Annotated in this window: 16 protein-coding genes; 11 read left to right on the top strand and 5 right to left on the bottom strand. The window is 37.1% G+C overall.

Annotated features, from left to right (window positions below; all coding sequences use genetic code 11):
* Positions 1 to 38 precede the first annotated feature (38 nt).
* Positions 39 to 965, top strand: coding sequence for an EamA family transporter RarD (gene rarD / locus ACNHOZ_RS18825; RefSeq protein WP_048021292.1), 927 nt, complete (start codon positions 39 to 41; stop codon positions 963 to 965).
* Between the two features lie 91 nt (positions 966 to 1,056).
* Here the strand turns inward: rarD and ACNHOZ_RS18820 are convergent, their stop codons facing one another.
* Positions 1,057 to 1,383, bottom strand: coding sequence for a MerR family transcriptional regulator (locus tag ACNHOZ_RS18820; protein ID WP_013082852.1), 327 nt, complete (start codon positions 1,381 to 1,383; stop codon positions 1,057 to 1,059).
* 294 nt (positions 1,384 to 1,677) lie between these two features.
* On the opposite strand from ACNHOZ_RS18820, the gene ACNHOZ_RS18815 reads away from it, so the two are divergent.
* On the top strand, positions 1,678 to 1,836 hold the full coding sequence (locus ACNHOZ_RS18815) for a hypothetical protein (protein ID WP_013056708.1): 159 nt from the start codon (positions 1,678 to 1,680) through the stop codon (positions 1,834 to 1,836).
* A 32-nt stretch (positions 1,837 to 1,868) separates the two neighbouring features.
* On the opposite strand, the gene ACNHOZ_RS18810 is transcribed toward ACNHOZ_RS18815, so the two are convergent.
* Positions 1,869 to 2,789, bottom strand: coding sequence for a CobW family GTP-binding protein (locus tag ACNHOZ_RS18810; protein WP_014460454.1), 921 nt, complete (start codon positions 2,787 to 2,789; stop codon positions 1,869 to 1,871).
* 251 nt (positions 2,790 to 3,040) lie between these two features.
* On the opposite strand from ACNHOZ_RS18810, the gene panE reads away from it, so the two are divergent.
* Positions 3,041 to 3,970: a 2-dehydropantoate 2-reductase gene (panE, locus tag ACNHOZ_RS18805; RefSeq protein ID WP_048021290.1), complete on the top strand. Its 930-nt coding sequence runs from the start codon at positions 3,041 to 3,043 to the stop codon at positions 3,968 to 3,970.
* Positions 3,970 to 4,770 (top strand): GIY-YIG nuclease family protein, encoded by an 801-nt coding sequence (locus ACNHOZ_RS18800; protein WP_028413633.1) that lies wholly within the window; start codon positions 3,970 to 3,972, stop codon positions 4,768 to 4,770. Before panE ends, ACNHOZ_RS18800 begins: the two co-directional genes overlap by 1 nt.
* 50 nt (positions 4,771 to 4,820) lie before the next feature.
* Here ACNHOZ_RS18800 and ACNHOZ_RS18795 read toward each other — a convergent pair whose 3' ends face one another.
* Positions 4,821 to 5,132 carry a hypothetical protein gene (locus ACNHOZ_RS18795; RefSeq protein WP_016763842.1) on the bottom strand — a complete coding sequence of 104 codons (312 nt, stop codon included), beginning with the start codon at positions 5,130 to 5,132 and terminating at the stop codon, positions 4,821 to 4,823.
* Between the two features lie 243 nt (positions 5,133 to 5,375).
* Between ACNHOZ_RS18795 and ACNHOZ_RS18790 the strand changes: the two genes are divergently transcribed.
* Genes ACNHOZ_RS18790 through proC form a run of 4 tightly spaced genes read left to right on the top strand, consistent with a single transcriptional unit; the run spans position 5,376 to position 8,150 of the window.
* Positions 5,376 to 6,263, top strand: coding sequence for a 5'-3' exonuclease (locus tag ACNHOZ_RS18790; RefSeq protein WP_048021288.1), 888 nt, complete (start codon positions 5,376 to 5,378; stop codon positions 6,261 to 6,263).
* Positions 6,264 to 6,309: 46 nt separating this feature from the next.
* The gene (locus tag ACNHOZ_RS18785) at positions 6,310 to 6,657 is read left to right on the top strand and encodes a YojF family protein (protein WP_013056714.1); all 348 of its coding nucleotides are present in this window, start codon (positions 6,310 to 6,312) and stop codon (positions 6,655 to 6,657) included.
* 23 nt (positions 6,658 to 6,680) lie between these two features.
* Entirely contained in the window at positions 6,681 to 7,343 is a 663-nt protein-coding gene (gene bshB2 / locus ACNHOZ_RS18780) for a bacillithiol biosynthesis deacetylase BshB2 (RefSeq protein WP_048021287.1), read from the top strand.
* 3 nt (positions 7,344 to 7,346) lie between these two features.
* Positions 7,347 to 8,150: a pyrroline-5-carboxylate reductase gene (gene proC / locus ACNHOZ_RS18775; protein ID WP_028413631.1), complete on the top strand. Its 804-nt coding sequence runs from the start codon at positions 7,347 to 7,349 to the stop codon at positions 8,148 to 8,150.
* 159 nt (positions 8,151 to 8,309) lie between these two features.
* Here proC and ACNHOZ_RS18770 read toward each other — a convergent pair whose 3' ends face one another.
* On the bottom strand, positions 8,310 to 8,708 hold the full coding sequence (locus tag ACNHOZ_RS18770) for a thiol-disulfide oxidoreductase DCC family protein (protein ID WP_028413630.1): 399 nt from the start codon (positions 8,706 to 8,708) through the stop codon (positions 8,310 to 8,312).
* Between the two features lie 148 nt (positions 8,709 to 8,856).
* On the opposite strand from ACNHOZ_RS18770, the gene ACNHOZ_RS18765 reads away from it, so the two are divergent.
* Complete coding sequence (locus ACNHOZ_RS18765) at positions 8,857 to 9,423, top strand: RNA polymerase sigma factor (protein WP_028413629.1); 567 nt, start codon at positions 8,857 to 8,859, stop codon at positions 9,421 to 9,423.
* Entirely contained in the window at positions 9,420 to 10,181 is a 762-nt protein-coding gene (locus tag ACNHOZ_RS18760) for an anti-sigma factor (protein WP_168760668.1), read from the top strand. The genes ACNHOZ_RS18765 and ACNHOZ_RS18760 overlap by 4 nt, the downstream gene beginning before the upstream one ends.
* Before the next feature lie 42 nt (positions 10,182 to 10,223).
* On the opposite strand, the gene ACNHOZ_RS18755 is transcribed toward ACNHOZ_RS18760, so the two are convergent.
* Positions 10,224 to 10,658 (bottom strand): Hsp20/alpha crystallin family protein, encoded by a 435-nt coding sequence (locus ACNHOZ_RS18755; protein WP_013082862.1) that lies wholly within the window; start codon positions 10,656 to 10,658, stop codon positions 10,224 to 10,226.
* 229 nt (positions 10,659 to 10,887) lie between these two features.
* Here ACNHOZ_RS18755 and ACNHOZ_RS18750 point away from each other — a divergent pair, with 229 nt between their 5' ends.
* Complete coding sequence (locus ACNHOZ_RS18750; protein WP_013056721.1) at positions 10,888 to 11,268, top strand: helix-turn-helix transcriptional regulator; 381 nt, start codon at positions 10,888 to 10,890, stop codon at positions 11,266 to 11,268.
* The last annotated feature ends 190 nt before the right edge of the window (positions 11,269 to 11,458 follow it).

Here is an 11,458-nt window from a genome sequence, read left to right as displayed (position 1 = left end):
TGATAAGAGACAGAGAGATAAAGAAAAGAGGTTGAGAAATGAATCAAGATTCTAAACGAGCAGGTATTGTTTATACAGCCAGCGCTTACGTTATGTGGGGGCTTTTTCCGCTTTACTGGAAGCTTCTTGGCGAGGTGAATGCGAATGAAATACTCGCTCACCGCGTTATATGGTCATTTGTTTTTATGCTTTTACTTTTGCTTGTGACAAAGCAAATGAGTTCTTTAAAGAAGACGCTTGGTTTATTATTTCGTAATACGAAACAAGCGGCCATTTTATTTGTGGCTTCAGTGCTGATCAGCATCAACTGGTTCGTTTACATTTGGGCGGTTAACCATAATCATATTATTGAAACAAGTTTAGGTTACTACATCAATCCGCTCGTTAGTATTTTGCTTGGCATAGTCGTTTTAAAAGAGAAGCTTAATTTTTGGCAAGGTGCTTCGGTTGGATTGGCTGCTATAGGTGTTATCGTTATGACAGTTACATACGGACATATCCCATGGGTATCATTAAGCTTAGCGTTTAGCTTTGGTTTGTACGGTCTTGTAAAAAAGACTATTCAGTTAGAAGCAAAAGTAGGATTAACGATTGAAACAATGATGGTTGCACCTATTGCAGTTATTTATTTTATTTTTCTTTTAGTGAAAGGATCTTCAAGTTTTTCCCTTCAGTCGCTTGATGTGAGTGCTCTTTTAATTGGAGGCGGTGTTGCTACAGCTATGCCACTATTGTATTTCGCTAAAGGGGCCCCGCTTATTCCGCTATCGATGGTCGGTTTTTTGCAGTACATTGCTCCTACCATGACGCTTTTATTAGGGGTATTCGTGTATCACGAACCGTTTTCTAGCGTGGAAATGATTGCCTTTTTGTTCATTTGGGGCGGGTCGGTGATGTTCATTTTATCTAAAACTAAGTTCATGAGCTCTCATCAGCCGAAATTCTTTAAAGGGCGTTCAGCTTAACGGACAAAAAAGCGGATATCTTTAGATATGCGCTTTTTTGTCTGCTGTAAAGAAATAAAAACGGAGACGGAAAAGTCACCGTATGTATACTTTATAGCTTCCGCTTGAAATGAGCGTTCAACTGACCTTGAAGCATTTGGTTTTTTACTTCTTTCATTTTTCTCGCTTCATCTTTTTTAGCCAGTTCTGTGCGTATTTCACTCGTTTGAACTCCTTCTTCTATACGATCGGCAATATCCATTAATCGTTCGACGTCTGAAAACGAATATTTCCGGATACCCGTATTGGTTCGGTCCGGAAAGAGCAGGCTTCTTTTCTCATAGTAGCGAATTTGTCTTTCTGATAAACCGGTTAATTCTTTTACAATCCCAATAGACATGACTTTTTTATCTCGATATGACGCTTCATTCGTAGACAATCTCCCTCACCCCTGAGTACGTAGTAGTATGTTATTATAAAGGAAAAAAATACAAAAAATTATAACATGTAATACATTCTAACATATATATGTTATATTTTTGAATTACTATGTGAGAAAAAGTGACATAAATAATGAAATAGGGAAAAGAGTCCTATAAACTAATGATTAACTCGATCCCAAGTGGTTAACCATACAGGATAAAGCCTTGTGGTTAATCACTTGCTTTCAAAATGATGAATAGAAAATAAATGTGAGAATATACATAAATTCTAAAAGGGAAGGGCGTTTTACATGGCTGTGCAACAATTGAAAAAAGAAGAGATTATTGAGCTGGCAAAAGAAATTATTGAACTCGATTTGAAAAGAGATGAAAAATTTGAAGAATTGACAGAGTTAGCCGGAAATCGTGCATATGAAATTTTGCGCAGAGTACAAAATGCCTGTTTATAAGTAATAAAAAAATCCCGCCTAGAGCGGGATTTTTAATGAGATTGTTGTTCAAGATTAAATAATTCTTGTTTCATCTTAGCGTGATCGAGGTTTTCACCTATAAAGACAAGAGTGGTGGGCAGCTTCATCATTTCTTTCATATATAGAGGCATGCCGTATGAATATTGAAACGAATACGTATCATTCGAATGAGTGAAGCGCATATAGCCTTTAATGCGATAAATGGTATCTGGCATTTGGCGCAGCCAATTTTCAAATAATTCAAGATCCACTTTTTTTGTAAACTCATATACAAATGTTTTCAAATGAAGATGATCTTCAACATGAGCCTTATGGTGCGGCTGTTTTTGAGACAGCTGAGCTTTTTGAATCACATCAAGCTTCACGCGGGAAAATGTCGTTAATAATGTCCTTGCACTAGCGTTAATGGATTGAATCTCAAAAAGCAGGGAAGACTTTTCTGACTCAGACAGCATGTCCGTTTTATTTAATAAAATTACATCCCCATGTTTTACTTGTTCTTGAAGAAGTTTTTGAAGTTGAATGCTTAAGGAACCACGTTCTTTCCATCTTGTCGCATCCAGTGTGGTGATAATACTTTTAATCGTAACTTGATGCGCAAAAAGAGGAGACATACAAGCATCTAATACTTCAATGGGATGGGCAACTCCCGTTGTTTCTATATAGATAGCATCCAATGTGTTCTCCTGTAAAAGTGAATGAAGCTGCGTTTCAAATTGACCTTGAATCGTACAGCACACGCAGCCATTTAGCAATTCTTTTAACGGCGTGTCTTCTTCTACTTCATTTGAGTCAATCGAAACTTGGCCAAGCTCATTCATCACAACAGCAATATTGCGATTACGATCTTTTTCTTGCTGAAGCAGCTGTTTAAGCAACGTTGTTTTTCCGCTGCCTAAAAATCCAGATAAAATGTAGATTTCTGTTTTCATTTCAGTCTCTCCTATGTAAATAACATTATTTAAATCGGAATTTTTCCGATTACGGGTTGGTAAATCGTATATCCAAGAGGGGATAAATGTCTAAACGTAAATTTTTATGCTTTTTTGTATTCATTATAACAACTTTAAAAGCGCTATGGCTATCTTTTGTAGAAAACTCAAAATACAATGAAATAAGAATATTATAAAATTTCAAACTAGCTGTGCTACAATAAAAGAAAAAGAAAAGGGGAGCAAAAGTTATGCGAATATTAGTTTTAGGCGCAGGCGGCGTTGGCGGTTATTTTGGAGGCAGGCTTGTGGAAAAAGGAGAAGATGTTACTTTCCTTGTCAGAGAACGCAGAAAAAAAGAGCTGGAACAAAACGGACTTGTGATTAAAAGTGCACACGGTGACTTCACTTCACCTGTACAAGCTATTATAAAATCTGAGGTAAAAGGACCTTATGATGTTATTTTGTTCACAACGAAGGCTTATCATCTTACACAAGCAATTGAAGATGTCCGTCCTTTTGTAGGGAATCAGACCGTTGTAATACCTTTGTTAAACGGTATGGCTCATGTCGCTCCATTGCAGGAAGCTTTTGGGGAAGAGAAAGTCATTGGAGGGCTGTGCTTTATTGAAACTACTTTAAACCAAGATGGAGAGGTCGTCCAGACGAGTCCTGCTCACAGACTTGTATTTGGTGAATTTAAGCAGAAGGACACAGAACGATTACAACTGATTGAGCAAGCGTTCAGTGGTACAAAAGCTTCGTTTGTGAAAAGTTCATATATTGAACAGGATATGTGGCATAAGTATTTGTTTATTACGGTTATGTCAGGCATGACTACTCTTATGCGCGCACCTGTTGGACCAGTTTTAGCAGCAAAAGGCGGGCGTCAATTTGTGCAAGAACTTTTTAAAGAAGTGGAAAATATTATGATGGCCTACGATGCACCATTAGCCGAAGGAATCATTGAACAGCATATGAATACGATGGACAAAATGACGTATGACATGAAGTCATCGATGCAGCGCGACATGGAAAAAAGCTCTCAAATTGAAGGAGACCACCTTCAAGGATATTTGCTGAAGTTAGCTGAAAAATCGTCTATACACGTACCGCTTCTTCAAACTGTACATACGCATCTAAAAGTATATGAAGAAATGTTAAAAGGTTATCAAAAATAATGACAGCAAAAATTGATTTAGCAGTCATGCAAGTATTGCAAAAGCTGCTAAGTACAGCAGAAATGGGACAATTGCCTTCCGCTCCTGGCATTTATTTTTTCTTCGATGAACCCGGCCGGCTTTTGTATATCGGAACCACGACGGGCTCTCTATCAGAAAGAGTAAGAGCTCACGTTGCAGGAAAAGGTGTTAGCAATACAAAAAAATTCCACAAAGAAATTCATGCGGTTGGATATATTGAAGTTCATGGATTAAAAAAAGAATTAGATATGTTGAGAACGATGCTTGTGAATGGTTATTTTCCAAAATACAATAAACAAGATGTAAAAAGAGAAAATGAATACGACATTTACACCGTTCACGGCAGAGTCCTTAGGGATACAGGAGTTAACAAGAAAAAAGTCTCTAAGCGAAAAACGGTGCTAAAGCCAACGTTAAAAGAGATAGAGATTCGTCAAGAAAACAGCGATATTACATATGCACGAGTCGCAAATATGAATGCTGAAGATCGAGTGAAAAAATTGTGGTCTTGTCAAGAAGCAGGAGCGCAGCTACATCTTCCGGAGTCGAAAGTGTTAGCAATAAGTGACCGGCTCTTAAAAGAACAGTATACATTTCAGCGAGATATGAAAAAGAATATGATGTTTACGATGCGGGATTTAGTTGTTATTCAAGTGTTGTTAAATTTAAATCCGACTCATGATTTGAAAAAGAGAGAAATAAAGGAAGCCATCAGTTTAGTGCGTAAATTTGGCATAGAAGAAGCTCTTCGCATCTCTGAAAAATTACTCAAAACGTAATAAAATCCATGATCATTGTGATCATGGATTTTATCATTTATCATTCGCGCTTAAGCTAATTCGTCAATAACTTTTGGTAGAGCCATAATGGAAATAACGCAAAGTGAACTGACAACTTGATGCATTTCAAAAATGGCAATGATGAATAACATCAGTGATATATATAATTGAAGGCCTTTTAATCCCCACGGCTTGCGATCGAAAAAAAAGTCGCTAAGTACAAATACAAAGAAAATGAGCGAACTGAACAAAATAATCATGGATGTAGACATGGAACGATCATAAGCAATGATAAATAACAAAGCGAGAAGCGACACAACAGATATAACTTTTAATGTTTTAATCATCGTGTTTTTATTCACTTTTTTCACCTTCATTTGTAGGATTGATCTTTCATCCTCATTTTATAGGATAGTCAAAAGTTCTAAAAGTCAAACGAATAAATCATAACAACAATTTAACATCTTTATACTACATTTACATTGAGAGAAAAAAATGGGCGGGTTTTGAGCTTTGTGTACTTCATTGACGCGTGCAAAGAACAAGTGCTATAGTATGTTTGCTCTAAAAGCTAAAGGAGCAAAGTTTTCAAAGGACGTGACTATGTGAACGAAACACTATTAGTAATTGATGGATTTAATTTATTAAGCCGCTGTTATTTTGCTACTTCTTATGGAAGAGATGAAGCAGCGTTGACAAGAAACAGTAAGGGCCAATTTACGAATGCCCTGAGAGTAACGATTCAAAAAATGCATACATTGATTCACCAATATGAGCCAAGCCATATTTTCGTCGCTTGGGATGTTAAACGCGAGGATACAAAACGTAAAGATACATACGCTTTATATAAGCAAACAAGAGCAGAGCTGCCTGATCCGCTGATTCAGCAGTACGAAACGTTAAAGCAATTTTTTGATACAGTAGGCATTTATCAAATGTCATTGTCTTCTTATGAAGCAGATGATTTAATTGGAGCACTTGCAAGCAAGTGGAGTAAGGAAAAGCAAAGTCCAGGGTACATCTATAGCAACGACCGAGACTTGCTTCAGCTCCTAGATCAACATATTTCGCAAATTATTGCTAAGAAGCAGGTTGGCGATCTTGTTTATGGCTTTAAGCACTTTCAAGAAGAATATAATATTGATCCTCGTCAATGGGTGGACGTAAAAGCATTGCTTGGTGACAAATCTGATAATATTCCGGGCGTTCCAGGTGTAGGAGAAAAAGCCGCACTGCCTCTTATTCAACAATATGGCTCTATCCATGAAATTTATGCACAAATTGAACAATTAGATCCAGCTTTTAATCGTTACAAAAAAAAGCTAGCAGAAGGAAAAGAACTAGGTATGCTTAGCCGTGAACTCGCTGAGATTATTATAGACATTCAAGAAATCAGTATGTTGAATTGGGAAGAATTAACATTTATGTATGATTATGAACGATGGAATAAAGAAATTCAAAGTCTAGAACTAAACATTAGGATTCGCTCCTGATTTTTAGTACAATACAATTTATGAACATGAGAAAGGAGTAACAAGCGTGCAACCAATTCATAAAGAAACAGTTCAAAAAAAAATACAAACATTTTTAAATAAAGACGTATATGTACACCTTGAAACGACAAACGGTGCATATGCTTCACACGTAAATGAAAAAGTAATGACAGTTGGGGCTTTTATTCGCAATGGTAAAGTCACTATTTCAAACGGAAAGATAACTGGAGAAGGTCCTTATCGTGTAGGTCTTCAAATTGATTTAGGATGGATTTATGCAGAGGGATTAACAGATTGGGAAATTGATGAAGAAGGCAGACTTCTTTTAGCAGGGCATGACTTTGAAGGTCGTTTAGCAGTTGCCCTTCAATTAAGTGAACATCCGTTTTCATAACAGAAAAGAGAGGAGAATAGAACATGGAAGAAAGATTATTAATTGTATTTCCGCATCCTGACGATGAAGCATATGGAGCAGCAGGAATGATCACGCAAGCTAGACAAAAAGGAACGCCCGTTACATATGCTTGTGTTACGCTAGGTGAAATGGGACGAAACATGGGTAGACCGCTGTTTGCTAACCGTGAAACTCTACCTCAAATCCGAGAAAAAGAACTTTTAGATTTAGCAAACGTTTTAGACATTCAAGACTTGCGTATGCTAGGGCTTCGTGATAAAACGCTAGAATTTCTTGATATTGATGTTTTTGCAGATAAAATTGAAGAAATTATTAACGATGTAAAGCCGACTCACATTTTAACGCATTACCCTGGCTTTGCAGTACACCCTGATCACAATGCCACGGGAGCAGCTACGATCCAAGCGGTAAAACGTATGCCAAAAGAAAAGCGGCCGGTTGTTTGGTGTCATGCGTTTTCAAAAGATCGTATTGAACATATTGGAGAACCAGATGTTATTTTTGATGTAACAGCGATGAAAGATAAAAAAATTGAAGCGTTAAAAGCCCATCGTTCTCAAACAGAAGGAATGATGAACGCAATTGACTTCGATCGCTTATCTGACTATCCGCAAATGGAACGTCTATTAACAAGAGAAGAATTCTGGACATATAACTGGGAGTAACAGATGAAAAAACAGCGAATTTTATTTATTGGAGCAGGACGAATGGCTGAAGCCGTAGCGGCTGGCTTGGTTACGAGCAGCGCTGATAGTATTGAGGCAGTGGTGATGTCAAACAACGGAGATATCGGTCGGTTACAGCGAGTTGAAAAAACGTACGGCGTACAAACGACGCAAAATTGGCGCCAGGAAGTTGACAATTCGGACGTTATTATTTTAGCGATGCCTCCCGAGGCGCATCCTTCCGTTCTCAAGGAACTTTCGACTCATTTAAATCAGCAATTTGTTGTAACGTTAGCTGCAGGAATTGGTCCGAGTTATTTAGAAAACCACCTTCCTCAGGAAACGCCTGTCGCTTGGATTATGCCAAATACAGCTGCTATGATTGGGCAATCGATGTCCCTGTATACACTTGGAACTTCTGCAACAAAAGAGCATAAAGAAGTGCTTCAAATGATTTTAAAAGGAATTGGTGAAGCGCATGAGTGTTCAGAAAAAGAAGTACATGAGCTAACGGCTGTAACTGGCAGTGCACCTGCGTTTTTATATTATTTTGCAGAATCGTTAATTGATGCAACGACTGCTTACGGTGTGGACGAAAAAACAGCCAAAGATTTAGTTATTCAAATGATGTATGGCTCTGTACAAATGCTACATGAAACCAAAGATCCTGCGTCTTTAAGAGAGCAAGTAACAACTCCAGGCGGCGCTACTGCCGAAGGATTAAAAGTGATGAAAGAACAAGACTTTTTCTTAACAATGAAGCAGGCAATTGAAGCAACGAATAAAAAAGCAATGGGTGGAAGCTAAAAAAGCTCACACAATCATATGTTAGATAAAAAATCCGAACTATAGTTCAGCATTCTTTCATTAGAATGTTGAATCAGTTCGGATTTTTTTATGAATAGACTTTCTTAACATAAAAATATGCCTCTTTGGAATCGTTTTTTCTCTATGTGCCGAGCTTTTTTAGTCATCGACAAATCGCTTTTTTGTATCAGAAGTTGGGAGCATGCAGTGCTGCTGTTTGCCAAACCACTTATATCGGTTGCGAGCGATCCAGTTGTATACGATATCTCGAATAGGCGCAGGAATGATAATAAGTGCATATAAAAATTTAACGGGTCCATCTAAGCGCTTGGCGATTTTTAAAGCAGCCGTTGATTTTATATATCTTTGTTTTCCATGGATATATACAATGCTGTCTAATTGCTCAGGAAGTAAGCCGTGAGAGGCGAGCTGCTGCTTTCCGAAATCTGATTGAAGAGAGGCGAAAGAAAACAAAGCTTGTTCATCATGTTTAATAATAAATTGAACACTGCTGTTACATAAATTACATATGCCGTCAAAAAGAATCAAATGTTTCATTGGACAATTTCGCTCCTATTCCATAAAAAAGTATAATTACTTGTCATTTTTGAAAAATAAAGGTACGTTTAAAAGATGTGAAAGTGATCCAAATGCAAAGGTAATTCGATTATATAATAAGGACTCATAAGAGTTAAAGGAGAAGGGTATGAAAGAGCAAAACGACGTTGTCTTATACAATAGAATAAAAGAACAAGACAAAAAAGCCCTTGAACTGCTGTATGACAAGTACGAGCGAATTCTTTATTCGTTTGTATACCGGTTAACAAATAGCTCTGATATTGCTGAAGAAGCTGTTCAAGAAGTATTTATTAAGCTGTGGAGAGGAAAGGGAGTTTACAGCGATGAAAAAGGGAAGTTTTCATCATGGCTGTTTACGATTACAAGAAACACCGCGATTGATATGGTGAGAAAAAGAAAAAACGATCCTATTTTCTCAGAAGAAATTTTTGATTTTATTGAAGATGATCATCCTCAGATTGACGAGCACCTTCAGTGGAAAGAAGAACAGCAGAGAGTACGGCACGCTGTATCAAAATTGTCTGAAGACCAAAAAAAGATTATTCAATCCGTTTATTTTAAGGGATTAACGCAGCAAAAAGTAGCAGAAGAGCAGCAAATCCCATTAGGAACAGTAAAGGGTAGGGTGCGATTAGCGTTGCGGAAATTAAAAACATATTTAGGTACCGATGCAGAAGGGAGAGCTGATTCATGAGTATGTGCGATAAACTAATTGATTACTATAATGATCAGTTGACTTCCCATGAGAAAAAAGAGTTTGAAATGCACTTAAAAAACTGTCAAAGCTGTCAGGATGAACTAAAAGAACTGGAGGAAGTTCTTGGAGATCTAACGTATTTAACACCAGAGCAATCTCCTCCTCCAGAAATGAAACAGCGAATACTTGCAAATGTATTCGAAGAAGATCAAGGTGAGACAAAGAGAGAATCAATAGCTTTAAAAAATGAAAAACAATATGCTGCGTCTAAGAAATCAAATAAAAAATCCGTCATTATTGGATTAGCTGCGGCACTTATTTTATCCCTTGTAGGAAACAGCTACTTTCTGTTGAAAGATGGAGACAAAGGCAAACAAGAACCAAATGTTTCGGTTGCTCCTCAAAATGAACCTCTTACATCTGAGAAAACGATGAAGCTGCAGGCAGAGCCGAATGTTTCTGGTGAAGCAACAGCATCTCTGACGAAACAAGGTGGAAATTTAAATGTGGTCATTCAAGCGAATAACTTGAAAAATGTAAAAGGGAATGAAGTCTATCAGGTATGGCTCATAAAAGGTGATAAGCCTCACCCGGCAGGTGCTTTTGTAACAGATAAAAATGGAAATGGGACAGTGGTCTATACGATGAGCCAAAAAGAACAGAGTGAAAAGTGGGATGTTATGGCCATTACTTTAGAACCGAACGCGAATAATAAGACGCCAAAAGGAAACGTTGTGTTAAGTTCAGCGCTCTAACAAAAACCCTTCTGCTAGCAGAAGGGTTTTTGTTACGTGCAGTTAATCATCTTCAAACTGTATAGCAATGGTTTGATCATTTTCTATCTTATTCAGTCGAATTTCCAATAAACCATTTTTGTACTTAGCGCGAACTGGTTCGTCCGTGTAGTGAAAAGGAAGTTTGACCGTGCGAGAAAATACGCCTGTATGGCGTTCGTTCAGTTTTAGCTTTTGTTTAGATGCTTCATAAGCATAAGGAACGTTCCCTTCAACGGTTAATATATTTGCGTCCAACTTAATTTGAATGTCGTTAGTGGAATGTAGTCCAGGAACTTCAACGACGATAATGCCTTCTTTATCGGTTTCATATAAATCGACGTTTGGAAATCGCTTTGGCAAGATGTGATTTAAATCGCTCCAAAAGTGATTTCCAAGCATATCTTCTACCTTATGCTGAATTGAACCCCAATCAATCTCTTCATATTTTTTACTCAAAGGAACCCCTCCTTATATTCACGTAAATTCCTTCTATATATATGAAAAAAAGAAAATTCAATGCCTGCTTACAAAGAATGAGAAAAATGCGTAAATAAGTGAAAAAATGTGAGGAAAAAAAGAGATTTTGAATGAAAAAGAAGGATTATGTAGAATAAAAAAAGTATAATTACGTATAGAGCTTTCTATTATTCTAAATGAAAGCAAGTATGTGAAGGGGGAAGTTGAGATGAGAGAAAAGCGTACATCCAGTGGTTTTCTATTAAAACAACGTGCTTTCTTAAAATTATATATGATTACAATGACGGAGCAAGAGCGTCTGTATGGCCTTCGGTTATTAGATGTGTTGAGAGATGAATTTCGACCTTTTGGATTCAAACCTAATCATTCTGAGGTATACAAAGCTCTTCATGACTTGATTGAAGACGGTGTCCTCAAACAGGTGAAGCGTAAAAAAGAAGGAATGAAGCTTCAAGAAGTGGTTTATTATACATTTACAAATGAGGGAGAAGAGAAAGCTAAATTATATAAAAAACAATTAAAAGTAGAGCTGGAGCGGTGTGAAGCTATGATTCAAAAAGCTATTCGTGACAACTTCGGGTCCAAATGAACGTGTCTTTAGTTAGAAAAGACACGTTTTTTCTATAGCTGATTTTGTCGTCTTATGTCGGAATAAAAGTTATAAAATGGGTACAAAGTAGTGTAAAAGATGGATATATAGTTATATTATGGATAAAATACACACTTTTAACATATATGGATGAATTCGATTTTAAAGATTATGCACTATTCATAAATAG

Source organism: Priestia sp. D51, assembly GCF_053345675.1.
This window is presented reverse-complemented; position numbering and strand designations above follow the sequence as displayed.

Bases quoted from the DNA above. Each gene is read 5' to 3' on its own strand.
- ACNHOZ_RS18770 (WP_028413630.1), bottom strand. From the start codon at position 8,708: ATGAAACATTTGATTCTTTTTGACGGCATATGTAATTTATGTAACAGC.
- ACNHOZ_RS18815 (WP_013056708.1), top strand. From the start codon at position 1,678: ATGGCTGTGCAACAATTGAAAAAAGAAGAGATTATTGAGCTGGCAAAA.
- ACNHOZ_RS18760 (WP_168760668.1), top strand. From the start codon at position 9,420: ATGAGTATGTGCGATAAACTAATTGATTACTATAATGATCAGTTGACT.
- bshB2 (WP_048021287.1), top strand. From the start codon at position 6,681: ATGGAAGAAAGATTATTAATTGTATTTCCGCATCCTGACGATGAAGCA.
- ACNHOZ_RS18800 (WP_028413633.1), top strand. From the start codon at position 3,970: ATGACAGCAAAAATTGATTTAGCAGTCATGCAAGTATTGCAAAAGCTG.
- ACNHOZ_RS18810 (WP_014460454.1), bottom strand. From the start codon at position 2,789: ATGAAAACAGAAATCTACATTTTATCTGGATTTTTAGGCAGCGGAAAA.
- ACNHOZ_RS18765 (WP_028413629.1), top strand. From the start codon at position 8,857: ATGAAAGAGCAAAACGACGTTGTCTTATACAATAGAATAAAAGAACAA.
- rarD (WP_048021292.1), top strand. From the start codon at position 39: ATGAATCAAGATTCTAAACGAGCAGGTATTGTTTATACAGCCAGCGCT.
- panE (WP_048021290.1), top strand. From the start codon at position 3,041: ATGCGAATATTAGTTTTAGGCGCAGGCGGCGTTGGCGGTTATTTTGGA.
- proC (WP_028413631.1), top strand. From the start codon at position 7,347: ATGAAAAAACAGCGAATTTTATTTATTGGAGCAGGACGAATGGCTGAA.
- ACNHOZ_RS18750 (WP_013056721.1), top strand. From the start codon at position 10,888: ATGAGAGAAAAGCGTACATCCAGTGGTTTTCTATTAAAACAACGTGCT.